The organism is Paenibacillus sp. FSL L8-0663, assembly GCF_038008125.1.
In the GTDB taxonomy this organism is placed as follows: Bacteria; Bacillota; Bacilli; order Paenibacillales; family Paenibacillaceae; genus Paenibacillus; species Paenibacillus polymyxa_D.
Genome location: NZ_JBBOYM010000001.1, coordinates 1,835,655 through 1,860,917 on the forward strand (window position 1 = coordinate 1,835,655; position 25,263 = coordinate 1,860,917).

The window sequence follows — 25,263 nt, forward strand, 5'->3', positions numbered from 1 at the left end:
TCGAAATAGTGAAGTATCAGTTTTTGAAATGTGAGTAAACATTTCAGTGAGACTGGAGGGAAGGAAATGAAAATGCCCATTTGGTTTAAAATCATATGGATGATTCCTATTGTTATTAATATAGCGGCGTTCATATGGTTTATTTTAGGCTCAACAGGGGGCTTTCAACGTGGACATGATATCTTGGCAACTGCTACATTAGTCATATTTGGAGTCCCGTCTATTATTATTGTATTAATATCATTAACATATATATGGCAAGGATGGCCACCATTTAATGGTGTGAAATATTTAGTATCAGCAATATTGATGGGATCTTTATTATTTTGTTCTTATTATTTGGTTGACGGGACTCCTACACGTGGATGGTTGTATGATAACGTTGATAGTGATCCTGTACGGTTAACTTCAGATCAAAAATATGAATACCGTATAGATTTAATTAATCCTTTCCAGAGGAATAGTAGAGAACAATTGCACTTGAAAAATATTTCAACAGGAGAAGAAAAGAATATCCCTATTTCAATTAGAAAGGAAAATAGTGGCTACTCAGGTGGTGATGGAGATAATTGGGCTTGGGGTATTTTAAAACCAACAAAAGTACCAAATCAATACGAGTTGTCTACATTGGATGAGTATAACAACGGTATGTATGGCATGGATCCGAGAGTTTTTTTAATTGATGTAAAAGCTGGAACTGCACAAGTATTGAAGTAGAATTTGAATTATTTAACCACAATACGAGATAGTTTCGTATTGTGGTCTTTATTTATTATTAGTTCTGAACTAATAATAAATAGCTAAATATTCTCGATACTGTGCTACACGGGCTGGTTACTGAATCTGCAGGTACAAAGGATAAGACTTACAACTACGTTTCAAAAGGAAACCGAAGCTTCGAAGGTAGGGCAGTGAAGATTACATACGCTTACGTGTTGTATGACTTGTCCGGTCAACTGTGGGCCAGACAAGACAAGGCAAGCGGACAGCTACAATATTATCAGCTCAACGGTCACGGTGATGTGGTGGTCCTAAGTGATAGTTCGGGCAAGGAACTGAATAGCTATAGTTACGATATCTGGGGCGGCCCGGAGACGGTCAAAGAGACCGTTCCGAACGTGCTGCGTTATGCTGGCGAGTATTGGGATGATACGACGGGGCTCCAGTACCTGCGGGCTCGCTGGTACGATCCAGGCACAGCCCGTTTTATGGGCGAGGATACGTATCAGGGCGAGATTAGTGATCCGCAGAGTTTGAACTGGTATGCGTATGTGGCCAATAATCCACTCGGATATGTAGACCCTAGCGGGCATGAACTTATGCCTACGACTAAAGGCGGAATATTTTATACTAACCAGAAGACGATTATTCATTATCAAAGAGTAGGCATGGGGACATGCTGGAATGAGTTTAAAGCAGGAACTATTCAGGCATCCACGGCTGTAGCCAATTTCTTGATTGTAGATGATATAAACACGATACTTGATCCCAAATCGTCCGCATATGACAAAACACTTGCTCTAGCAGGATTTATACCTGTTGGTAAGTTTGTTAAAGGTGGAAAATTGATCATACAGCTGACGAGTAAGGAGGGAAGATATGTTGAACGTTCTGTTGAATTGACAGAAAAAAATCTAAAATCAGCCAAGGCACTCCCTTGTAATTGCTTTACGGCGGGGACTAAGGTTCAAACAGACGAAGGGGAGAAACCTATCGAGGAAGTCGAGGTAGGTGACAAGGTTCTAGCCAAAGACGATGAGACAGGTGAGATGGCTTATAAGGAAGTCGAATGGCTCTACCAACGTGATGTGGAAGAAACGTATAATATTACTGTTGGTGGAGAAGTCATAACGACAACTGATGAGCATCCGTTTTGGATTGTCGGCAAAGGTTGGGTCAAGTCTAAAGACCTCGAGGTGGGAGATGTTCTGACAACTTCGGATGGTAAGGAATTAGCCATTGAGAAGATTGAAGTTAAAAAGGGACATGACACTGTATACAATTTTAAGGTCAAAGATTTTCATACTTATTTTGTATCAAATTTGGGTGTGTGGACTCATAACGCTTGCGATATCCCGAATAAAACAACAAAATGGGATATAAAAATGAATGCAAAAGGAAAAGTCACTTACAAATTCCACGGAGATACAATTACAGCTTACCAAGATAACACAAAGAAAGGTTATTGGTGGGCGAAAGACACAACTGGACACGGCGGTTCAGCGTATAAGGTATTTGAAAAGAAAGGAAATTCACTTCATTGGATTACTGATGCAGATGAATATGGAAATTTCATAACAGGGAAACACAAGAGTACAACAGGTACAGTCATAAAGCTAAAATAAATATAGTTAAAAAAACGCCGTAAAGGGAACATAGATTTCCCTTTACGGCTACATGATGGGGATGATTGAATGGAACATAATCAAAATTTAAATGATTTTTTGTTGCGATACTTTGAAGGAATTTATTTAAAGAAACCTTTGTTTTATAATGCTTCAATTGCTATTAGGTTTGAAATGGGGGGAGGGACAGATACGCCTGGAAAAAGAGTAGAGCAGGTGAAACAGAGAGCGGTTGCTTTATTTGACGCATTAAATAGTTATGATGACGATGTTTACTTTGTACTATTCGTAGATAAATGGAGTAATGAGTCAATTAATGCCATTGAGAATGATGTCTTTAAAGAATTCAATAATTATATTAGTAAGATAGATTTTGGACATGTATTTAAACAAGAACAGGAGTACCGATATAAAGATTCCGACGAAACTGATGATATAGTAACTATTAGATATTGTATAAATGTGAAATCCCAAGATTTGAAGATTGATAGTCTGATAGAGGCGATTGCCAATCGAACACTTGGTTTAGAACCTAGTGTAGATGGTGACATATATTTAATAAATGACACGAACAAAACAATTTTTCATCTTTATGACGATAGAGGCTTGGATATTGTAGCGGAAAACAAGGAGACTCTAAGGATTGTTTATGAGCAGTATAATCATTGGATATTGGATTATGACCGAAATAAAATCGATGAAATATTTTCTTGAATGATCTTGAGGGCTGCAATCCCAAGGTCTTTCTTTATATTAATACCTAGTACCAAGTAAATGGTTGAATGACAATCCCATAGTCAATTAGAAACCCAAAATCTTCAGATACCACTGTATCTTGCTCAAAAGTACCTCATCTTCATTTTCTTCCGGTAGGTTCTAGTTCCGCCAAAAGAATCTACTACCCGCTTGTACCCTTCTTAACTCCTACTAATTTATTCACAACTTTGTAACTTTCTCTGGCAGGGGGGTTGCGAGATTGTTTTCAAATTGTTTTACTATATTTACCTACTATAGTCTGGTAATCTATTAATATATATAGGGGGAACGAAAAGACGTCCGGTTCAGTCGGTTGAGATGCGTTTATGTTCTATATGTTGAGTGAATGTCTATATTGCCATGTCTGTATCGTCATGTCTGTATAACTTCATAGACAAGCTAGAGATAGCTCCCGCACATTATAAAATACAGCACAGGATGGTGTAATGAATGAAGCTTTTAAATGCAAAATGGATGGCTGTATGCTTGATGGCAATCTGTTGTTTGGGTTTGCTAGGTATACATACGAATACGGCGAGTGCACAAGCGAAGGCTCCTTTGCTGGGGGTCAATGATGTGTTACTAGATTCGAATACGATTAAACCTGTAATGGAAAATGATAAGTTGTATGTTCCTATCGTTACGTTAGGGCAAAAGATGGGGATTTCTACTTCGGCCAACGGAAATACATTGGTACTGACTGGACATAATCGCAGCTTTACGCTGGATTTAAACAAGGGGGATGTGTTCGAGCATGAAGGACGTACAATGGTGCCAATTCGCACTTTGACAGATGCGTTCGGCTTCACTATTACACTTCCAACAAGTAATCTGTATCGAATTCAGAACGCAAATGCTAGTTTGTCTGATGCTCAGTTCTTGAATACATTCGAGGCAAAAATTAAACAGTACGCGGCTGTTAAGCTAGGCAAAGCTAGCAATACAGGCAACAAGGGAACTGCCTCATCATCCAGCCGTACGATTTATTTGAGCTTCGATGATGGTCCTACAGCGCATACGTCGCAGCTGCTGGATATTTTGGACAAATATAATGCCAAGGCTACGTTCTTCATGCTGGGACCTGAAATTCGCCAACATAGCACAGTGATGAAGAGAATGGTAGACGCAGGGCATGGTTTGGGCTTGCATGGGATGACGCATCAGGTGAAGAAAATCTATGCATCTCCGGCAGCAGCATTGGCAGAGATGAATCAGGATAATGACATTTTATTTAAGGCCACAGGGAAACGCACTTCTTTGATTCGTACACCTTATGGCAGCAAACCGTATTTGAAGAAAGCATACCGCGATCAACTGACGGGTGCAGGCTATCATATTTGGGACTGGAACATCGATTCCAATGATTGGCGTTATACTAAAAATCCACAGCATTTTGTACAGACTGTCCTAAGTGATATAAAGAGATTGAAAAAGCAAGGCAGAACACCAGTCGTTCTTATGCATGATAAACCATCTACGATCAAGGTGCTTCCACAAATCATGGCTGCTTTGCAGAAAGAAGGCTATTCGTTCGAGCCGTTGAATGATAACATGACTCCGCTTAATTTTTGGAATGATCATCGTTAATTGAATAGCATGAAAGAAAAAAGACACCTTTTCAACCATTTATATAGTGGTTTGGAAGGTGTCTTTTTGTTGTATTTGCTCAAAAATGTGAAGTTTGCAGCATGGTTTATATGAATCTATGAATTCATGTCTATGCACAGGTCATACGACTTTACGGGTTACCACGTCGCTGCATATATTACAGTAACCGCCTCGAGAGGAGGAGCAGGTATGAATATTAATCCGAGTATGTTTAGTATGATTTGCGCTACCGCAGGAGCCTTTATTACGTTTGCATTTGGCGGCTGGAATCAGCTAATGGTGCTATTCACGGTTGCAATGGCTGTCGATTATGTGACTGGAGTCGCCGCAGCAATTAAGACTGGGCAAGGTTTAAGCAGTAAAGCCGGCTTTTGGGGGTTGGCGAGAAAGGCTTTAATGCTAATGGTAATTTCTTTGGCGCATCATGTGGACCTCCTGATGGGTACCGAAATCATGAAAGGGGCGGCAACGTATTTTTATTTATCCAATGAATTGATCTCTATTACGGAAAACTGTTCACGAATGGGTCTACCGCTCCCACCGAAGCTCAAGAATTTTTTTGCCCTATTAAAGGACAAGGAGTCTGATGGTAAAAATGGTGGAAAAGATCGCTAGAATTACAAAGTTTCTTTCCGTATGTGGGGCGTTATGATAAAATTTTCAAGAGAACATTTTAAGATAAGGAGCCTATACGCATGATTAAACATATTGTTTTGTTCAAATTGAAAGACCGCTCCCCCGAAAGCATTGAGCACACAGCATCCATTTTGCGCAGCATGAACGGCAAAATCAAAGAGCTGCTGTCACTCGAAGTAGGTACGGATGTGATTCGTTCGGAACGTTCTTATGATATTTCCCTTACCGCTGTTGTCGAAACACTGGAGGATTTGCAAACGTATCAGGTACACCCTGTGCACCAGGAAATTATTGTACACATGAATGAAGTGAAGGATGTATCTATCGCAGTTGATTATGAAATCTAAAGCGGTACTGGAGGTGCAGGACCTTGTATTATGTCAACCGGGAACAAATTGAGCTTCGACTAGGGGCTGTTCCCGACATTGTCGCCGGACTTCGCCAGACTTCTGCTTCCTGGAACGGCGATCTGTTGCAGGGGCTAGTGCAGGAGCGCTGTCTTCATCTGGCCATTGAGACGGTAACGGACGTAGGAAGCTATATCATCGACGGATTTATTATGCGTGACGCCAGTAGCTATGAGGATATTATCGGTATCATTCATGAGGAAGGTGTACTGGATGATACCGTATTTCATTCGCTAGTAGAGCTGGTAGGCTTACGTAAACCCTTAGTGCAGGAGTATTTCCATTGGGACCGGACAAGCCTTCACCCGCTTACAACAAAGCTGCCTGGGTTGCTGGAGCTTTTTGCATCTAACGTGCATGATTATTTAAATAAGGAATTGGGTCCCCAGCCCGAGGGAGTGTAAAGGCAAAAGTGACGGATAAGTATATCGTACCCGAAATGCCCACTAGGCGCATGATCATGACACTATTGAAAACCCAGGGACCTGTGGGCGTCGGAAGCTTGGCAGCTCAATTAGGCATTACCGAAATGGGAGTGCGTAGGCATCTCAAATTGATGGAGCAGGATGGCCTGATCGTGGCTACAATCGTGAGACAGGCTATGGGACGCCCGACGTTTTTGTACAGCCTGAGCGAGCAGGGAAGCGAGCAGTTTCCACGTAATTATGATCATTTGTTACTGGAACTGTTAGAGGAACTCGATGAAGAACAGGGAATGGAAGCTGTTTACTCGCTGTTTGATGGTAGAAAACGTAAAATGATGAAGCGATACGCCCCTCATATAGAGGGGGAGACTACACTGGCTTCACGTGTGGAAAAGCTTTCGGGCATCCAGAATGCTTCCGGATATATGGCAGAGTGGCGCGAGGAAGAGGATGGTAGCTACTCTATTGTGGAATACAATTGTCCTATCTCTCAAATTGCAGGCCGTTACCGCAAGGCTTGTGAATGCGAGCAGCAAATGTTTGAGGAGCTACTTGATGCCGAGGTTGTTCGTGAGGATTGTTTGGCAGATGGGGGCCGTTGTTGCCTGTATCGTATCCGCTCTAAAAAAAAGTGAAACTTTTCAGGCTTGTTTTCTGTGTCATGACAAGCTCCCCATGCTTATAATGCACTAACAGATGGGCATTCGCCCGGGCACAAGGGAGAGATGATGATGAAGGAGAACTGCAAAAGTTTTATCCGAGGCGCGTTGGCAGGCAGCATTGTTGGTTCGGTTGCTGCTTTATTATTTGCCCCTAAGTCAGGTCGTGAGCTGCGTCAGAATATTACAGATCAGGCGCGCAACGTAAGTGATAAGGGACAGGAGCTAGCGGGGAAAATTTCAGACACTTCAATTGAGTATACTGACAAAATTAAGGAGACAGCCTCAGCCGTCATTCATGAAATTGGGCAATGGCGTAAAAAGAGTGAAATGATTCCTGAGGTTAGTATTTCATCAGCGACTGCTCAAGAAGATACGGAAAAAGATGCGCTGTAACGGTCTGTAAAAAATAGGTGAAACACTGAATACAGTTTGAATTCGTGGCTTCTCCCGTTGGGATGGAGCCTTTTTATTGATCACTTCCTCGTTTTAGGGTAATCTTTTGGGGTACCTTTTACACTGATACGACATAAGGTATGTAGCAACGGATAGCTTTCCGAGATGAAATAACTCATATTTGAACAAAAAAGGAAGCGGTGTGTACGTGCAGCAAGCGATTGCAATATTGGATTCCGGTGTAGGAGGTTTGACGGTTGTTAAAGAAGTCATGCGTCAGCTTCCACGGGAAAAAATCATTTATTTTGGAGACACTGCGCGCACTCCGTATGGCCCCCGACCATCGGAAGAGGTTAAAAAATTTACAGAGCAAATGGTTGACTTTCTGATTCAATTTGATCCGAAAGTCATTATTATTGCTTGTAACACGGCTACTGCCGCGGCATTGGACTATATAAGCCAAAAGGTATCCATTCCGGTGATCGGAGTTATTCACCCCGGGGCTCGTGCTGCGATTAGCGCGACTGCTACCGGGCATGTCGGGGTGATTGGGACTGTCGGTACGATTCGAAGCGGAGCGTATACAGCTGCGCTCAAGCAATTGTCTCCTTACGTAGACGTGGTGAGCCATGCGTGTCCTGCGCTTGTTCCATTGGTGGAGCAAGGGTTATTTCGCTCTAAGACGACATCGCAGGTTGTGGAGGAGACATTGAGACCTATTCAAACGTATCCGATTGATTGTCTGATTCTTGGTTGTACGCATTATCCTTTTTTGAAGGAAACGATTCAAGAAGTCATGGGGCCTGCAGTAAAGCTCATTAGCTCGGCAGATGAAACGGCGCGTGAGACGAGTACCATTTTGTATAACAAAGACAAGTTGGAAGCTGGGGACGAAACGCCGGTACATCAGCTTTTTTGTTCCGGTGATCCTGAATTGTTCCAGCGCATTGCCGCACAGTGGCTCGGGGAGCAAATTCGCCAAACGCCTGTCGTCTGGCAAGTCACCAATTTGGATTAACGAGACAGCCGACTTTTTGTCATTGGACAAAAGAAGTCGGCTGTTTTGCTTTTCGCTACATCAAGACACGCCGCGTTTGCATAACATGCAGTAAGGCAGATGGAAGGGGCGTAGAAGATGAGGGAATATATCGTTCGAAAAGGAGATACATTACACCGGGTCGCCTCGGCTTTTAAACTATCGGCGGATACTTTAATCGTAGATAATCCGTGGGCCGCCACGCAACCCTATCTGATTAGTGGTCAAGTGTTATATATTCGTCCGTCTACGGATCGTAAATACGTTATTCAGCCTGGTGAGTATGCAAGACAGATTGCCAAGCAGTTTGGTGTGGAGCTTAATGAGTTACGGCTAGCCAACCCCGGACTTGCGGAGCATGATTTTATGGAAGGAAAAACTATTGTTATTCCTGAAGACCATCAGGATCAGATTGTACGATTACGTGGAGAGTATGGATATGAAGATTTAAAGGAAGACCTAGCGGCCTTAGCCCGCAGATATCCGTTTATTGAAGTTGGCAGCATTGGAACCAGTGTCATGGGGAAGGATATTCCTTATGTACGTATTGGGCAGGGAACGCGTAAAATTCACGCCAATGCTTCAGTTCATGCTAATGAATGGCTGACGACGCCTTGTTTGCTGCGTTTTATAGAGCAATATGCACAAGGGATCGGTGGGACTGAAGAACATGTAGTGGCCACTCAATGGGTGTATGGAGGTTCTCCGCGGGATTTGCTGGAGCATACATCCTTATGGGTGGTTCCGATGGTCAACCCGGATGGGGTAGAGCTGGTGCAACAAGGTATACTCCCAACTCATCCGTTGTATCATGACCTCAAAAAGTGGAATGAAGGACGTGCTGATTATCGCGGTTGGAAGGCCAATATTCGTGGTGTCGACCTCAACGATCAATTTCCGGCATATTGGGAAGAAGAGGTGCGCAGACGCGGTAAAACAGGTCCGTCTCGACGAGACTATGCAGGGCCTGCACCTTTGTCTGAACCAGAGTCTAAGGCGCTTGCCGATCTAACGGAGCGCGAACAGTTCGACATGGTGTTATCCATACACAGTCAGGGACAGGAGATCTATTGGAATTATCGGGATCTAGAGCCTAAGGAGAGCCGAGATTGGGCCTTACGGCTAGCTGCCGCAACAGGTTACCGGGCGGTAAAGCTGGGTGGGAGCGATGCAGGGTACAAGGATTGGTTTATACAGCGATTTGGTAAACCGGGGTTTACCGTTGAAGTCGGTCTAGGCGTAAATCCGCTGCCCATGCGTGATTACGATGATATTGCAGCAGAAGTGGGCATGTTAATGGCAACAGTGCTGTCATGGTAAAAAATTCGGCCTACTGAAACGTATCGAATCATTTGCACGTATTAGGAGGAACACGTTTTTTATAAGTGTTCCTCTTTACATGTCCCTTCAATGGGGTATATATACTTAGGAGCATTGGAAATGGAGTGAACAACCTATGAAGTGGAAAAGATTACTATCTCTCCGTCAATGGTCACATGTATTTCGTCGTATGCCCCGATTGATTACTTCATCAAGGATTCCGCTGGGAGAAAAATTACTCTTTGCGGTGCCTGTGTTGCTCTATTGGGTATTACCTGATGTCATGCCATTTATGCCCATCGACGATATTGGTGTTACGCTATTGCTTATGAATTGGTTTGTCACCCGTGCCGAACGAAAATATCCAGATGTGCTTGAAAAGCAACATGTACGTGTTCGGTAGATAAGCTTATGAATTTCGTGATTGCGATTTTTCGCGATTTTCTTTACAATAGGAATATTGCCTTTTGCTATGCTAAACATAATTGTGATTTATCCAATAAACCACATTTCATTTAATGAATATGAAGGAGATGAAGTTTGATGAACTGCAAAATTACTCGTAACGCAGCTAAAGTATTGAAACTTGAACTGGATAAGGAAGAGAACCAAGGGAAGAGCCTGCGCGTTGTTATTACTCATGCTCATGGAGATCATGCTCATTACGGGCTGGATTTGGACACGCCTAAAGAAACAGATACTGTCGTATCTACAGATAAAGGCATTGACGTAATTTTGGAAAGCGGCCAGCCGCTGCTGGATGGTGTGAAAATTGATTACTTGTACTTCCCCGAAGAAGGATTTGTCATTACTAACCCTTCCCAAGGTAATCACGGCGACCACTAAGCCGGAGCTCGGAGGGATGACAGATGGCCAACGATATTCGCGTATGTGATGAATGCAATCATATTCGCTTGAAAACAATCTTGCCCAAGTTGCAAAAGATGGCACCAGATGCCGAGATCAAAATCGGCTGCAAATCGTATTGCGGTCCTTGTGGGAAACGGGCGTTTGTGTATGTGAACGGACGTTATGTGAGTGCGGCCACGGAGGATGAAGTATTGGAGAAGGCTGCGCGCTTTATCAAATAGTTCCAGTACGCAGCATTCGCAATTTTTGAATAGTTCCCCTTCTTCTGATCCATGCTAATGGATGTAGACCACTGCCCAGAAGGAGGAGTGACTCATGGCCCAATATGATTCCAATCTCGACAATCACAGTGTTGAGGCTCAAACACAAAACTCGGTGGACAGGCTCCACAATGCCGTCTCTCAGGCATTGTCACATCCAGCTGAGCAACTGATTGAACAGGCGGAGCAGTCTCGCACTCATGCTGAACATGCCATACAGCAGGCGAAGGATAGCCTTGGTGACGACTCAGTAGAAGTTGCGGAGGATATGCTTGGTGAAGAGGTACAACGGCTTGAACAGGCCAAAAAAACGTTGCGTTCCTAAGCATTTGTGACTGGTAACAACGAGCGCAGTCGAGTGACAATCCATAAAAAAGCACGATCCACAGCACTTACAAGCCGATGGATCGTGCTTTTTTGTTATATACAGAGTAGTTATGCGGCGACATCGTTAAAGGGGTTTGGGAAGATGCTGTATCAGCAACCTCCCACATAAAGTCTATTAGATACAGATACAGAAGGAGTTACTTCTTTGTTTGTGGTTCCCATTCGCGAATAAGATCGTATGTGATAACCTGATCGGATATGTTCAACCGATTGAGAGCTTCGGTATATCCCGGTCCGCAGGCGTTTACGTCTGTAGGCTGGCCTGTACTCAGGTTGTAACAGGTCCCTTTGGAGAATGTACCGTCCTCAGATGGAATGTAGTACACTCGTCCATCCGTGAAAGCACCAGTACGTAGCACAACCATACGAGGCTTCCCGCTAAACAGATCGTTTCCCATAAAATGATATGGTTTTGTAGAAATCCCAAGCAGGTGCATTACGGAAGGAGTCAGATCCAACTGACCTGCCGGTTCTGTATACGTGCCCGCCTGACTTCCGTCAGGAAGATGCACAAGCAATGGCACCTGATTCATGATTTTCTGCATGTCCAGATCCGTAAGTGGCTTGCCTAAAAATTTCTCATACAGTGCTTTGTCTTTAATAGAATTATCATGATCCCCATAAAACATCAGGATCGTATCATCCCACAGTCCGTCTTTCTTCATCTGATCTACCAATTCGCCTAGTGCTTCATCTACATAATGGACAGATTTTAGATAGTCTCCGAACATGGTACCTTCAAACTCGCCAACGTCTAAATCTACCGCGTCAGGTGACAGGTTGTACGGATGATGGCTCGAGATACCGACCATATAGGCGTAGAACGGCTGCTTAACTTCGGTAGTGAGATCATTGAGCGTTTGACGGAAAAAGGATTTGTCTCCCAGGGACCAGCCCAATGGCTCATCAATTTTAAAATCTTTTTTACTGTAGAACTTGTCATAGTTCATTGCCTTATACATAGTGTAGCGGTTCCAGAAGCTGCTGTCATACACGTGAAACGCATTGGGACTATATCCAGTATCCTTCAAAATGGAAGGGAGCGTATCGAATTTATGGTCCGCATAACGGATAAATACGGAGCCTGTAGGGAGCGGATGCAGCGAAGCATGTGTAGAGAAGTCCGCGTCCGAAGTACGGCCTTGCGCAGTCTGGTGAAAATAATTGTTGAAATACATGCTTTCCTTCGTCAGTTTGTCAAAGTTAGGCGTAATCGCTTGACCGTTGATCTTTTTGCCGATAAAAAAGTTCATGAACGCTTCAGCTTGAATGACCATCACGTTTTTGCCCTTATACTTGCCAGATAGATCATTTTTTACCTGAAGCAACTTTTGGTGCTGATTAAACCATTCCTTATCCTTATCGGATTCCGCTTGAGCCAATGTAGGCTGAGGACCAAGGTGATCCTGACCATAGCGGTAGATGTCATATCCATGAAATCCGATCAACCCTGTTACATTGTACAAGGCCATCGACCACCAGTTGCCGACAAATATGCCAGTTGCCCACGTGGAGGTATAATATTTGATCGGCCCAAATGTTAATACATAGCCAATCAGGAAGGCCAATGCTCCTTTAGAGAAGCGAAGCAGGAACCTCTTTGTGTAGGAGCTTCGGGATGCTTTTAAATAAGTATCATTCGTGGTAAATCGACGTCGTAAGGAAGCCACAAATATGACATACGGAATGAATAGAATCCAGTCTGCAAAAAAGAGAATGTCCCCCCAGTACATAAGGGATGCGATACTTCCGCCTAGAGAATCAACTTGTCCAGCTTGAAGTAAGACGGGAATCGTAATGAAATCCTGGAAATACCGATAATAAACCATGTCGGAATAAATGAGCGCGGTGAGCAACATATCGAGCACCACAAGAGCAATCAAACGTCCGCGACGTGGCAGCCATAAGGTCCAGAAGCTCACAAGTAAAAGCGAACCAATAGCGATGACATAATCCAGCGGATTCATGTCAATATTTTGGGCATGCAAGTTATAGTGAATCAGTACGAGCTTGCCGATCATAAGCACAAAAAACAGACCTAGTCCAAAATATCGAGACAGCAGCATTCTGCTGAACGTGTTACCAGTGCGACTTGCACTGGACGTGCGAATAACCAACACTTTACCCCCTCTGGCAGAAATGTTCGGCTAGTATAAATTACATATTAACGTAATGTTAAAACCGAAATGCCTTTAATTATTATAGCGCTCATCTCGCGCATTTCAATGATTAAGTAAAGAAAATACAGCACAAATCAGGCCAGAACAACGAACGGAGAGTTCGTTTCCTGGCCTAGGCTTCATCTTATTTAAGGCTGCAACGGCGAAGTATCTTTGCGGCGCGGAGGCAGAGGGCCTAGATACTGATAGTATTGGCATTCGATCCGGCCGTTAAACAACTTCCGGCGCTTGTCTGCTTTACGGCCCCAATAATGCTCAAATTGCTTGGTGGAGCTGATGGCAAAGAAGGACCAGGTCTTCATTTCGGCTGCCGTGCGTGCGAGTGAACGGATCAGCTTTTCCACCTCGGATTGTTCGCTCAGTCTCTCGCCATAAGGTGGGTTTGTAATCATCACACCATATTGTCCTTCGAGTCTGACTTTAGTTACAGGCATCACTTTAAGAGGGATGTCTTTAGCAAAGCCTGCTGCTTTTACAGCTGCCTCAGCAACTTGTATGGCATTTGGATCGATATCGCTACCTGCAATTTCAAAAGGAATGTCATCGCGGGTCAAATCCATCGCCTCGTCGCGAGCCTGATCCCATAATTCTCTGCCAATGACAGGCCAGTCTTCCGAGTTAAAGGTACGTCTCAGTCCTGGCGCAATATTCCAGGCTTGCATGGCAGCTTCGACCAATAAAGTACCGGAACCGCAGCATGGGTCATAGAAGGGGCGGTCCGGGCTCCAGCGACTAAGCTGAATAAGAGCAGAAGCCATCGTTTCTTTGAGGGGCGCCTCTGTAACGAGCTTACGGTAGCCGCGTTTGTGCAGTCCTGGACCGGTTGTATCAAGCGTCAGCAACGCACGATCATTCAATAGAATGACCTCAATGACGTAACGAGGGCCATCTTCAGCAAACCAATCTGTGTGGTAGGTTTCCTTGAGCTTCTCTACAATCGCCTTCTTGACGATTCCCTGACTGGCTGGTACGCTACTAAGCTGTGATTTGTGCGAACGTCCCTCTACGGGGAATTCACCATCTACAGGAATCCAATCCTGCCAGGGTAATGCTTTGGTACCCTCGAACAGCTCATCGAAGGTTGTTGCAGCAAATTCACCCATTTTAATAAGTACGCGGTCTGATGTGCGAAGCCACAGGTTACACCGGCATATATCCATATAATCTCCGGTAAAAACGACGCGGCCGTTTTCGACGGTTAGATCTTCGTACCCGAGTTCTCTGAGTTCTCGGGCCACGACGGCCTCAAGTCCCATTGGCGCAGTCGCAATTAGTTGCAGTTGAGTCATTAAACGTATTCACTCCGTCCCCATAATCATGTAAGCTTGGTTCAATCCCTATAGTATAGGTCATTGTACTCGAAGAGACAAATCATTAAGGTAAAAAATTTACGAAGGACACCACGTCCTACCTGCGTTATGATTAAGTAATAAGGAGAGATGAACCGTGGAAATTACACCCAATATGACGCCTGAACAATATGTAGACCAGCTGGTACAAGAGGATGAAGCACTTCGCAGTATTAGGGAGGCTATCGTTAAAGAAGGTATGCCGGAAGTATCCGTTGCCCATCCTTATGGAAAACTGTTGACCTTTCTAATTGAAGTATCTGGCGCACAGCATGTACTGGAAATCGGCGTATTAGGCGGCTACAGTGGATTATGTCTGGCCCGTGGGCTGGGAGAAAAGGGCCGTATTGTGTCACTGGAGCTGAAAGAAGCGTACGCAGCGCTGGCACATCGACATATGGAAAACAATGGATACGGTGACCGTGTCGAATATCGTATTGGACCCGCAGCGGACAGCTTGAAAGAACTTCAGGAAGAGGGAAGAACTTTCGATTTTTTCTTCATTGATGCAGATAAGGAAAATTACCCAGTATATCTGGAATATGCGATTGCTCTGGCGAATCCAGGTGCCATTATTGCGGGAGACAACTGTTTCCTTCGCGGACGGACGCTGAATACGGATAAGAACGGCCCTGCCGTTCAGGCCGTGAGACGTTTTAACGAAACGATAGCAACAGATCCGCGGCTGGTCAGCACGCTTTTGCCAGCTTACGATGGATTGGCGCTAGCTCGAGTTAAATAGCGTTCATTCCCCATGTATAGCTATCTATACAAAAAAGAACCTCCTTGTCCACTATAGCGTGGGGAAGGAGGTTCTTGTCTGTTAAGGTGGGCTTGTCTTACCTGAAGGTTTCTTACCTGAAATCAGGCGTAGCCTTACGATCAAAAAGCTTCATGCGTACCCAGAATATGTTGACGATTAACAGGACACCTGACATGATAAACAGTCCTTCGATGCCGATAAACCCGGATAGCACCCCGCCAATGACAGCACCCAGCATATTCCCAAGCGCGAGCGAGCTGGTATTGAAGCCGAAAGAACGACTTTCCATTCCTTCCGGTGTATACGTGCGAATCAGCGCATTTACGCTTGGTAGCAGACCGCCCATAAATACACCCATGAAAAAACGGATAATGACAAGTTGCCACACTTCATTGACAAAAGCCTGCGGAATGAGCATAACCGCCGTTCCGAGCAGTGCAATGGTCAAGATCTTGTGCGCTCCTATCTTGTCACTCAATCTTCCAAGGAGCGGTGCAGCAATCATATTGGATACGCCTGTTATAGCTGTAACGAACCCGGCAATCAGCGCAATTCCTTCTGCCGACCCATACAGTTTTTGCACATATAACGGCAGCAGAGATACCGTACTGATCATGGCAAATTGGAGCAGAAACGTTACGGTGAACAAAGCCGGAAGCTGGGGCGTATGGCTTAGCTCCTTTAATCCGGCAAGAACCGAAATTTGCGGTGTGCGTGCGGCTTCCGCTTTACTGAAATTTTCTTTAACCAGAAACATTGCAATGAGTGAGGCTATAAAAATCAGAGCGCCTGTAATATAAAAAATCGGTCTGAATCCGACCCAATCAGCCAAAAATCCGCCTAGCAGAGGACCGAGAATCGTGCCGGCCATCTGACCGGATTGCATAATCCCCATAGCGAATCCGGTTCGCTCTTTGGGAGTGGTACCCGATACTAGGGAAATCGATGCCGGATTGAAACCCGAAATCGTACCGTTCAGCAGGCGAAGCGCCAGCAGTTGCCACGGATGGGTGACCAAACCCATACATCCGATGACCAAAGCCATACCAAAGCCTGAGCGAAGCAGCATGACTTTACGTCCATATCGGTCAGCCAGCTTGCCCCACAAAGGCTGGAACATAAATGAGGTCAAAAAGTTAGCGGCAAAAATAACTCCAGCCCATAGACCAATATCGTGCTCTCCCTTCACATGAAGGTCCTGAGCCAGATACAGGGCGAGGAACGGAGTAATCATCGTAATACCCGCATTGACCAGAAACTGACCGAACCAAAGCACAATGAGATTGATTTTCCACGTCTCCCACGTTTTCAATGTGCTTTCACTTCCTTTCTGCCCATTCTCATCCTGTTGTAAATCCTACGTATCAACGCATAACTTCTCCGGAGCTTTAAAAAAAGCCATTTCTCTAGTATAGCACACTTCATTGAAACTTTATCCAAATGTCATGGGTTTGTCATGGTTTGTTCGAGAGCTACGGTTGTTACGACTCTTGAAAAAGGGCATAATTAAAATATAGTATTTATGATTCGAACTGGAGGCTGAAGTCATGACCTACAATGATACTTTTATCCGCGCTTGCCGCAAGCAAGCTGTGGATCATATTCCCGTATGGTACATGCGGCAGGCCGGAAGGTATGACCCTGAGTATCGCAAAATTAAAGAAAAATACACGTTGCTTGAGATATGCCGCCAGCCCGAGTTGGCCGCAGAAGTGACTTTAATGCCCGTGCGCAAGCTCGGGGTGGACGCTGCAATTTTATATTCTGATATTATGAATCCGGTGGCCTCGCTAGGGGTTGATTTTGATATTGTCAAAAATATTGGACCGGTTATTGATAATCCGATCCGGTCAGCTGCAGACGTAGACAAGTTGCGTCCAATTGATGTGGAACGCGATTTGGGTCATATTTTGGAAACGATCCGCATTTTGGACCGTGAACTGAACGTGCCATTGATTACGTTCGCTGGAGCGCCTTTTACCATTGCAAGCTATTTAATAGAAGGAAGACCCTCCAAAGGATATATTCGCACCAAAGCGATGATGTATGGAGAGCCTGAGTTGTGGCATCGCCTGATGGATAAGCTAGGGGACATGGTTATTACATACGTGCGAGCTCATATCGCTAATGGCGGTAAGGCTTTTCAATTGTTTGATAGTTGGGTAGGTGCGCTCTCGCCCTATGATTTTCAAACTTTTGTGCTGCCGACTATCACACGTATTTTTCATGAATTATCTGATCTGGATGTACCTAAAATTTATTTTCCGGGCGTAAGCTCTGGTGAATTGCTCCCACACTTGAATGGGTTAAAAGCCGATGTGATTGGACTGGACTGGCGGGTAAGTATACCTGAAGGACGTCGTCGCTTGGGCAACGGTTTTGGTGTACAGGGAAATCTGGATCCTTATGTGCTTACTGCGCCAATCGATGTTATCAAGCAGTATGCGAAAACCATTGTAGATGAAGGTATCTTGGAGCCGGGTTACATTTTCAATCTCGGTCACGGTTTATTTCCTGAAGCCTCGCTAGATAAGCTAAGAGAGCTTACTGATTATGTACATGAGTATTCCCACTCGATTTTGTCAAAGAATTAAACCATTAGAAATGTTAAGAGGTGATCTGCTAATGAAAACCAAAGTGGGTGTACTGGTTATGTCCTACGGGACGCCAGAAAGTCTGGATCAGGTGGAAGCCTACTATACACATATCCGTCGCGGTAATGCTCCCTCGCCGGAGCAGCTAAAGGAATTAAAGGATCGTTATGAAGCTATTGTGGGCGGTGTGTTTCCGCTGCGTCAGAATACGGATCGGCAGGTTCAAAACCTGCAGGAAACCCTAAATCGGGAAAATCGCAACCCGGACATTGAATTTGCCTGTTATCAGGGACTCAAACATGCGAAACCGTTTATTGAGGACGGTGTGGAAGCCATGGTGCAAGATGGCATTCGTGCTGCGGTGGGTGTCGTGCTGGCTCCGCATTATTCCGTTATGAGTGTAGGCACTTATATTAAGCGCGCACAGGCTAAGGCACAGGAACTGGATCTGGCCATATCATTTGTGGAGAGCTATTATCTTCATCCAAAGTTGATTAAGACGCTAACTGAGCGTGTGAACGCCAAGCTGGCGCTTTTTGAAGAAGCTGGAGCCAAGCGGGATGAGGTTCGTGTTCTATTTAGTGCGCACAGCTTGCCTGAGCGGATTTTGGCTATGGGTGATCCTTATGTAGAGCAATTAATGGCTACTTCGCAGGCTGTTGCGGACAAGGCGGGGATTACCAACTGGCAGTTTACGTGGCAAAGCGCCGGTCGTACAGCAGAACCATGGCTGGGGCCAGACATTTTGGATACCATGCACAGTCTTAAAGAGGAGCAAGTGGAGTATGTGCTGGCTGCACCAGTTGGCTTTGTTTCTGATCACTTAGAGGTGTTATACGATCTGGATATTGAAGCACAGGCTTTGGCGAAGGAATTGGATATGCGTTTTCAGCGTATTGATTCACTCAACAGTGATCCACTGTATATGGAGACGCTTAGTGATGTCATCATAGACCAATGGAAAAAGGGATGAGGACATAATGGAGCAAAGGTTACGTAATATTGTAATTGTAGGCGGAGGCTTGACCGGGCTTAGCACTGCTTTTTATACACGAAAAATGTACAAAGAAGCTGGCTACACACCTCGAATTACGCTGGTGGAGAAAGCATCCGTGCTGGGCGGAAAAATTGAAACACTGCATAAAGATGGTTTTGTGATTGAAAAGGGGCCAGATTCCTTTCTGGCCCGTAAAACGGCCATGATAGACCTGGCAAAAGAGCTGGAGTTGGATCATGAACTGGTGAGCACGAATCCTGAGGCTAAAAAGACATACATTTTGCATGAAGGACAGCTTCATCCGATGCCCCCTGGACTGGTGCTGGGGATTCCAACGGAGCTGAAACCCTTTTTGCGCAGCGGCTTGATCTCTTTAGGCGGGAAAATGCGGGCTATGATGGATTTTGTCATTCCGCCTCGCCGTGTACCGGGAGATGAGGCGTTGGGTGATTTTATTGAACGCCGACTTGGCAAAGCAGTGCTAGAAAATGTAACCGAACCACTACTGGCAGGGATTTATGCTGCCAACATGAAGACACTAAGTTTGCAAGCGACCTTCCCACAATTTGCTGAGGTAGAGAAGCAATACGGAAGTCTCATTCACGGAATGATGACAGGTCGAAAACCAGCTGAAACACATACGGGTACGAAAAAAAGCGCCTTTTTGACCTTCCGTCAAGGCTTGCAAAGTTTGGTGCATGCGTTACTGAATGATTTGTATGACTGTGATTTACGCACCGGTATTGCTGTTACAAAATTCACAAAGACACCGCAAAGTGAAGGCAGCCCATATCGCGTTATGCTGGACAATGGAGAGATGCTGGAGGCGGATGATATTTTTGTAACGACTCCCAACTTTGCTGCTGCGCCGCTATTGCGAGATCATGTCAATGTGGCTGCACTGGAAGCTGTTAATTACGTCTCCGTAGCAAACGTGGTCCTAGCCTTCGATAAAACAGATATTGAGAACGTCTTTGACGGTTCTGGTTTTCTGGTTCCTCGTAAAGAAGGACGCAGCGTGACCGCTTGTACATGGACGTCTGCCAAGTGGCTTCATACCAGCCCAGATGATAAGGTGCTGTTGCGCTGTTATGTAGGGCGAGCAGGAGCTGAAGACACTGTAGAGTTACCGGATGATGAGTTGATTGGACTGGTACGTAAGGATCTGAAAGAGATGATGGGAGTTACAGCGACTCCGTTGTTCACGGAAATTACACGTCTTCGCAATTCCATGCCGCAATATCCGGTAGGGCACCCGCAGGCTATAGCTGATTTGCGTGAAGAGTTACGCACTGAGATGCCGGGAGTGTATGTGTTGGGCGCTGGCTATGATGCAATTGGCTTACCGGATTGCATCCGTCAGGCTAAGGAATGGGCCTCCAATGCCGTCCAAACGACACAACAGGAAGCAGTCAAGGTACAGGTGTAAATGTTCGATAATGAACCCTTCGCGATCCAGGCGAGGGGTTCTATTTATATTGAAATTTGATATATAATGGAGAAGGTGTAAAGTTCGCCAGCTAATAAAGAAGTTATGCAAATGCAATAGCATAGAAGGAGTGAAGAATGTACCCTCCCAGATCACAGCGAAATGAAGGTCGCAAAAAAGCAAGAAAACCAAAAATAGGCAAGGCTTGGATCATTACAAATCTGGTCCTACTGCTTATGATTGTAGGTCTTTTCGGTTATTATTACATATTTGAACACGACAACAGTGGCTCTCTTGCGGAAAATGCCGGGTATTCGCAAACGGAGAAGAAAATCCAAACAGGATCTGCTAGTGCAGATCGGTCTACTTCCTCGGTCAGTGAAAATGTTACAGCCTTGTCAAATAAACAGCTGGATGAAGGCCCCCATGCAGAAAATAAATTTGTCGACGATGAAACAAAGCAATCTGCTGCTTCAGACACAAGCAATCGTCCCGCGACAACGTCTGACACAAATGCTCCCGAAGGCAGTTCCACAGGAGCAAAATTGTCCTCGGGGAAAGACGGGCAAGCACAGAACGATACGTCCAATAAGGATATATACGACGGTAATCCATCCACCGATAAGGGAGGAACGGAGGATATAAAGAAATCCAAAACAGACGGTGCAGACTCTCCGACAGTCACGCTTCACTTTGTAGGGGATGTGCAGTTTTCCGGTAAAGTTGAGCAGCGTTTGGAGCAGAATGGGTTTGATTTTCCGTATCAATATCTCGGAAACTTGTTTCATAAAGACGATTTGACGATTGCCAATCTGGAAACGCCCGTGACAACGAATGGTGTGGGTGCGTTAAATAAAACGTATGTGTATAAATCTTCGCCCAAAGCGTTAACTGCGTTGGCTGCGGCAGGGATAGACGCTGTCAATTTGGCCAACAATCACATTTTGGATCAGGGCACAGGCGGATTACTGGATACACTGAAATACCTGGATGAAAAGGGTATAGCCCATGCTGGAGCCGGACGTAATGCAAAAGAAGCATATGCACCGCATTATTTTGAACGTAAAGGGATCAAAATTGCCTTGTTGGGGACTACACGTGTTATGCCTGAAGCCAACTGGAATGCGGGCGCCAAACAGCCCGGTGTAGCAGGAGCCTATGATTCGACCGCTATCGTAAAGTCTATCCGTGAGGCACGAATGCAGGCCGATCTGGTGATTGTCATTACCCATTGGGGGAAGGAGCGCGCAACTGCACTTGAGCCCCATCAAACCGAGTTATCGCACGCTTTTATTGATGCTGGAGCTGATCTTGTCATTGGCGGTCATCCACATGTGCTTCAAGGGATGGAGCAATATAAAGGTAAATGGATTGCATACAGCACAGGCAATTTTATTTTTTCTAAATCAACGGTGCCAGCCACTTGGGATACAGCGATATTTCAGGCAACCTGTACCCGTAAAGGGGCTTGCGAGATGAAGCTGACTCCTTATCGGGCGGAGCTGGGTCAGCCGATCCCATTGAAGGATACGGAGGCCAGCAAAATTTTGCAGAGAGTGGCGGCACTGTCACCGGGAAATGTCTCGATTGGGACGGATGGTACAGTAAGTGCTCAATAGAATTTCGAAAGAAATTGTTAATATAGGAATTGACGGAATGAGCGTATGAGGGACTCCTTTGTGGATGGAGGTCATAACAAGATGAATAATTTGTGTGTGGCTCACCGCGGTTTTTCGGGGATTGCTCCTGAGAACACGATGGCAGCCTTTCAGCTTGCGTTGGAGCAACCATTTGTACACTGGATTGAGCTGGATGTACAGCTGTCAAAGGACGGTGTTCCGGTGGTAATTCATGATTTTACACTGGAGCGAACGACGAATGGTACAGGGAGAGTAAAGGATTCGGACTGGAAAGCATTGCAACAACTTGATGCTGGTAGCTGGAAAAGTGCAGAATACCGTGGAGAAATAATCCCCTCCCTCGCACAGGTGCTGGATTTATGTCGTGGCCGCGTATCGCTCAATATTGAGCTTAAAACAGCGGGAGATATGTATCCAGGACTGGAGAAAGCCGTACTCCGTGAAATTGCGATGAGAGGGATGGAGGGAGAGGTGGTATTAACCTCTTTTGAGCGTGCTGCATTACGCCGGGCTAAGGAGCTGTGTCCTGAGATCCGTACCGGATTGATTATTGACGCGCGTCCAGATGACTTGGCAAAGCAACTGGAACAGCTACAATGCACTTTTTTATCTATAGGCTATCCGCGTTTGGATCGAAACTTGATGAAAGATCTCACTGGACGCGGTATTACTGTCATGGCGTGGACGGTGGATGACCGCCGTATAATGCGGAAATTGGCCTCATTGCATCCTGAATTGATGATTTGCACCAATTGGCCGGATCGCTGGGAACGGGTTTTTTTGCTTTCCAAGCATCGGATGTGGCACTATATACGTAAACTTATACGTTAATAATTGGACTACATACGCGGGAAGGGTGAAGGGTCGTAATGAACGTGGAAATTCGTAATGTTTACTGTGTTGGGCGCAATTATAAACTGCATGCGGAGGAGCTGGGTAATGAGGTTCCCGCAGAACCAATGATTTTTTTGAAGCCGTCTCATGCGGTTGTGCCGCTGGATGGCGCCACGCTGGAGCTTCCGCAGGGGCAGGGAGATATTCATTTTGAGACTGAGCTGGTTGTAGCTGTAGGACGTAAATACGAACCGGGCATGTCCGCAGATACGTGTCTGAACGCATTTGCATTCGGCATCGATTTTACCCTGCGTGATGTACAAAGTGTTCTCAAGAAAAAAGGCCATCCATGGACCGCCGCCAAAGGCTTCAAATCGTCTGCTCCCGTGACACCATTCCTGCCTTTAGAACAATTGGACATGCTGGAGCTGCAGGATTTTTCCTTGCTCAAAAATGGACAGGAAGTGCAGCGTGGACATGTCAAAAATATGATTTTTTCTATCCAGCACATCGTTGAATATATAGCGACTCATTATGGACTGGGCGAGGGAGATATTATTTTTACAGGTACTCCAGCAGGAGTAGGGCCTACAGCAAGCGGGGATCGCTTTGAGCTTTTCTGGGGGAGTGAGCGTCAGGGAAGCTTCACCATCGCATAAATTTGTGAACGGAATCCACAGAAGAGGATTAAAAAAGGGAATGTTTTGAAGGCCGTGTCCTGTGCCAAAGCATGGGACACGGCTTTTATATAAGCGTGGAGCGTTGTACAATAATATACAGAACGAATAAAGAAAAACGGAGATTCATTTCAAAAGCGGGGGTATATCATGGACTGGATCATCGGATTGCTTTGTGCTGCTGTGGTGGCGGGAGCTGCATTTTATAAAAAATCCTTAACCTTATCTGGCTTTGCTGCGGCTGTACTGATGGGAACCGTATATTATGGGGCGGGTAACCTGTTCTGGTTCGGCACATTGCTCTTGTTCTTTATCACGTCAACCCTCCTGTCGAGGTTCAAAAAGGAGCGCAAGGCTGAGCTGGAAAAATCGTATGCCAAAACCGGCAACCGGGATGCAGGCCAAGTATGGGCTAATGGGGGATTAGGTATGCTGTTATGCCTGGGTTATGCGATATGGCCCCATGTTACGTGGCAGCTGGCTTTTGTCGGTGTCATGGCTACGGTCACTTCCGATACGTGGGCAACGGAATTTGGCAGTCTGAGTCGTAAGCCACCCCGTTCAGTGCTTAACGGGAAGGTGCTGGCACCTGGAACCTCAGGAGGAGTATCTGTATTGGGAACGGCTGCGGCCTTGGCTGGGGGTCTACTGATTGGCATAGGTGCATGGGGCTTTGGACACGCCATAGGAACGCAGAGTTTGCCGTTATGGCTGTGGGCACTGGTTGGAGGTATATCCGGTAGTGCCGGAGCCTTTGCTGATTCCTATCTTGGTGCTACGGTGCAAATGATGCGTTCCTGCACGGTTTGTAGACGGGAAGTAGAAGTAGACTCACATTGTGGACAAACGACGGTCTATGTACGAGGCTGGCGTTGGATGAGTAATGATCGGGTGAATAGCATTAGTTCTATTTTCGGAGGATTGGTCGCTCTTGCAGGTATTTTTCTTATACTCTGAACACGGAGCTGGGGATCGTTACAAGGGAATAATTATTATAAGAATTGACGGTGTTTCGATCCTTGTATAAGGAGGTGCTAAGATGGGCGATATACACGGAGATAAATATGAAGCCATTTTGGACGCCGCTTACACAGTCTTTGGCACCAAAGGCTTTTATGAAAGCAAAATTTCCGAGATTGCAGAACAAGCGGGAGTTGCCAAAGGCACAGTATACTTGTACTTTAAAAGCAAAGAGCAGCTATTTACAGCAGTCACACGTAGAGATTGCGAGCAATACCTAGCCGAAATGCAAGGCGCATTAATCAATCGTACTTTGGGAGAAGGTCTACTGCGGATGGCAAATTTGCATCTGCACTACTATTTCAAGCGCAAGCAGCATACGAAATTATTTTTTATGACCCCCAACAGTGACCCCGATCTAATGGAGTTTATGCGGGGATTTATTCAGGACTATACTGATTTGGTCAAAAATAAACTGGCGTCAGAGGGTGTACAGCAGTCCGAGTTTCATGCGAAGGCATTCATTGGGATGTTGGAGCGCCTAAAAATGGATATTTTATTAAATAAAGATTTCCGAGAATGTGACGTGGATCAGACGGCTGAACTAGCAGCGAACTTATTTATGCATGGCTGTAAAGCCGGAATACAAAAATCCTGACATCTTATTGCTAAGAAACCGTACTGAATTCATTCAGATAACGGTTTTTTTAATCATTGTCTGTGTCTGTGTTAAAA

At 45.3% G+C, this 25,263-nt stretch carries 27 protein-coding genes; 24 read left to right on the forward strand and 3 right to left on the reverse strand.

Annotation, left to right across the window (positions count from 1 at the left end; all coding sequences use genetic code 11):
* Positions 1 to 66: 66 nt before the first annotated feature.
* From MKY75_RS08365 to MKY75_RS08435, 15 genes are all read left to right on the forward strand, one after another.
* Positions 67 to 717: a hypothetical protein gene (locus MKY75_RS08365; RefSeq protein WP_069011062.1), complete on the forward strand. Its 651-nt coding sequence runs from the start codon at positions 67 to 69 to the stop codon at positions 715 to 717.
* 194 nt (positions 718 to 911) lie between these two features.
* The gene (locus MKY75_RS08370) at positions 912 to 2,345 is read left to right on the forward strand and encodes a polymorphic toxin-type HINT domain-containing protein (protein ID WP_069011063.1); all 1,434 of its coding nucleotides are present in this window, start codon (positions 912 to 914) and stop codon (positions 2,343 to 2,345) included.
* A gap of 69 nt (positions 2,346 to 2,414) precedes the next feature.
* A complete protein-coding gene (locus MKY75_RS08375) occupies positions 2,415 to 3,059 on the forward strand; it encodes a DUF3885 domain-containing protein (RefSeq protein ID WP_069011064.1) in 645 nt (214 codons plus the stop codon).
* Between the two features lie 492 nt (positions 3,060 to 3,551).
* Positions 3,552 to 4,688, forward strand: a complete 1,137-nt coding sequence (locus MKY75_RS08380) for a polysaccharide deacetylase (protein WP_340884991.1) — start codon at positions 3,552 to 3,554, stop codon at positions 4,686 to 4,688.
* Positions 4,689 to 4,898: 210 nt separating this feature from the next.
* Positions 4,899 to 5,324, forward strand: coding sequence for a phage holin family protein (locus MKY75_RS08385; protein ID WP_029516680.1), 426 nt, complete (start codon positions 4,899 to 4,901; stop codon positions 5,322 to 5,324).
* 80 nt (positions 5,325 to 5,404) lie between these two features.
* Positions 5,405 to 5,692, forward strand: a complete 288-nt coding sequence (locus MKY75_RS08390; RefSeq protein WP_013309679.1) for a Dabb family protein — start codon at positions 5,405 to 5,407, stop codon at positions 5,690 to 5,692.
* A 23-nt stretch (positions 5,693 to 5,715) separates the two neighbouring features.
* A complete protein-coding gene (locus MKY75_RS08395) occupies positions 5,716 to 6,156 on the forward strand; it encodes a DUF86 domain-containing protein (RefSeq protein WP_069011066.1) in 441 nt (146 codons plus the stop codon).
* 8 nt (positions 6,157 to 6,164) lie between these two features.
* Positions 6,165 to 6,812, forward strand: a complete 648-nt coding sequence (locus MKY75_RS08400) for a helix-turn-helix transcriptional regulator (protein WP_029516682.1) — start codon at positions 6,165 to 6,167, stop codon at positions 6,810 to 6,812.
* 96 nt (positions 6,813 to 6,908) lie between these two features.
* Positions 6,909 to 7,232 (forward strand): YtxH domain-containing protein, encoded by a 324-nt coding sequence (locus MKY75_RS08405; protein ID WP_069011067.1) that lies wholly within the window; start codon positions 6,909 to 6,911, stop codon positions 7,230 to 7,232.
* A gap of 208 nt (positions 7,233 to 7,440) precedes the next feature.
* Positions 7,441 to 8,250, forward strand: coding sequence for a glutamate racemase (gene racE / locus MKY75_RS08410; RefSeq protein ID WP_069011068.1), 810 nt, complete (start codon positions 7,441 to 7,443; stop codon positions 8,248 to 8,250).
* A 117-nt stretch (positions 8,251 to 8,367) separates the two neighbouring features.
* The gene (locus tag MKY75_RS08415) at positions 8,368 to 9,588 is read left to right on the forward strand and encodes a M14 family metallopeptidase (RefSeq protein WP_241113496.1); all 1,221 of its coding nucleotides are present in this window, start codon (positions 8,368 to 8,370) and stop codon (positions 9,586 to 9,588) included.
* 136 nt (positions 9,589 to 9,724) lie between these two features.
* Entirely contained in the window at positions 9,725 to 9,991 is a 267-nt protein-coding gene (locus MKY75_RS08420; protein WP_029516685.1) for a hypothetical protein, read from the forward strand.
* Positions 9,992 to 10,131: 140 nt separating this feature from the next.
* Positions 10,132 to 10,434, forward strand: a complete 303-nt coding sequence (locus MKY75_RS08425) for a heme biosynthesis protein HemY (protein ID WP_013370462.1) — start codon at positions 10,132 to 10,134, stop codon at positions 10,432 to 10,434.
* A gap of 23 nt (positions 10,435 to 10,457) precedes the next feature.
* Positions 10,458 to 10,679, forward strand: a complete 222-nt coding sequence (locus tag MKY75_RS08430) for a DUF1450 domain-containing protein (RefSeq protein WP_007429791.1) — start codon at positions 10,458 to 10,460, stop codon at positions 10,677 to 10,679.
* A gap of 94 nt (positions 10,680 to 10,773) precedes the next feature.
* On the forward strand, positions 10,774 to 11,043 hold the full coding sequence (locus MKY75_RS08435; protein WP_023987992.1) for a hypothetical protein: 270 nt from the start codon (positions 10,774 to 10,776) through the stop codon (positions 11,041 to 11,043).
* Between the two features lie 199 nt (positions 11,044 to 11,242).
* On the opposite strand, the gene MKY75_RS08440 is transcribed toward MKY75_RS08435, so the two are convergent.
* Complete coding sequence (locus MKY75_RS08440; protein ID WP_340884993.1) at positions 11,243 to 13,225, reverse strand: LTA synthase family protein; 1,983 nt, start codon at positions 13,223 to 13,225, stop codon at positions 11,243 to 11,245.
* Between the two features lie 188 nt (positions 13,226 to 13,413).
* Positions 13,414 to 14,574 carry a THUMP domain-containing class I SAM-dependent RNA methyltransferase gene (locus MKY75_RS08445; RefSeq protein ID WP_023987994.1) on the reverse strand — a complete coding sequence of 387 codons (1,161 nt, stop codon included), beginning with the start codon at positions 14,572 to 14,574 and terminating at the stop codon, positions 13,414 to 13,416.
* 157 nt (positions 14,575 to 14,731) lie between these two features.
* Here MKY75_RS08445 and MKY75_RS08450 point away from each other — a divergent pair, with 157 nt between their 5' ends.
* Positions 14,732 to 15,376: an O-methyltransferase gene (locus tag MKY75_RS08450; protein ID WP_340884995.1), complete on the forward strand. Its 645-nt coding sequence runs from the start codon at positions 14,732 to 14,734 to the stop codon at positions 15,374 to 15,376.
* 112 nt (positions 15,377 to 15,488) lie between these two features.
* On the opposite strand, the gene MKY75_RS08455 is transcribed toward MKY75_RS08450, so the two are convergent.
* Entirely contained in the window at positions 15,489 to 16,709 is a 1,221-nt protein-coding gene (locus tag MKY75_RS08455; RefSeq protein ID WP_029516688.1) for an MFS transporter, read from the reverse strand.
* Positions 16,710 to 16,944: 235 nt separating this feature from the next.
* On the opposite strand from MKY75_RS08455, the gene hemE reads away from it, so the two are divergent.
* From hemE to MKY75_RS08495, 8 genes are all read left to right on the forward strand, one after another.
* Entirely contained in the window at positions 16,945 to 17,991 is a 1,047-nt protein-coding gene (hemE, locus tag MKY75_RS08460) for a uroporphyrinogen decarboxylase (RefSeq protein WP_029516689.1), read from the forward strand.
* A 31-nt stretch (positions 17,992 to 18,022) separates the two neighbouring features.
* A complete protein-coding gene (hemH, locus tag MKY75_RS08465) occupies positions 18,023 to 18,964 on the forward strand; it encodes a ferrochelatase (RefSeq protein WP_029516690.1) in 942 nt (313 codons plus the stop codon).
* Positions 18,965 to 18,971: 7 nt separating this feature from the next.
* On the forward strand, positions 18,972 to 20,417 hold the full coding sequence (hemG, locus tag MKY75_RS08470) for a protoporphyrinogen oxidase (protein ID WP_340884997.1): 1,446 nt from the start codon (positions 18,972 to 18,974) through the stop codon (positions 20,415 to 20,417).
* A 137-nt stretch (positions 20,418 to 20,554) separates the two neighbouring features.
* Positions 20,555 to 22,036 (forward strand): CapA family protein, encoded by a 1,482-nt coding sequence (locus tag MKY75_RS08475; RefSeq protein ID WP_340884999.1) that lies wholly within the window; start codon positions 20,555 to 20,557, stop codon positions 22,034 to 22,036.
* A gap of 81 nt (positions 22,037 to 22,117) precedes the next feature.
* The gene (locus MKY75_RS08480; RefSeq protein WP_029516693.1) at positions 22,118 to 22,888 is read left to right on the forward strand and encodes a glycerophosphodiester phosphodiesterase; all 771 of its coding nucleotides are present in this window, start codon (positions 22,118 to 22,120) and stop codon (positions 22,886 to 22,888) included.
* A 38-nt stretch (positions 22,889 to 22,926) separates the two neighbouring features.
* Entirely contained in the window at positions 22,927 to 23,550 is a 624-nt protein-coding gene (locus MKY75_RS08485; RefSeq protein WP_029516694.1) for a fumarylacetoacetate hydrolase family protein, read from the forward strand.
* A 168-nt stretch (positions 23,551 to 23,718) separates the two neighbouring features.
* Positions 23,719 to 24,525, forward strand: coding sequence for a DUF92 domain-containing protein (locus MKY75_RS08490; RefSeq protein WP_340885001.1), 807 nt, complete (start codon positions 23,719 to 23,721; stop codon positions 24,523 to 24,525).
* An 82-nt stretch (positions 24,526 to 24,607) separates the two neighbouring features.
* Entirely contained in the window at positions 24,608 to 25,186 is a 579-nt protein-coding gene (locus MKY75_RS08495; RefSeq protein ID WP_029516696.1) for a TetR/AcrR family transcriptional regulator, read from the forward strand.
* Positions 25,187 to 25,263: the final 77 nt, after the last annotated feature.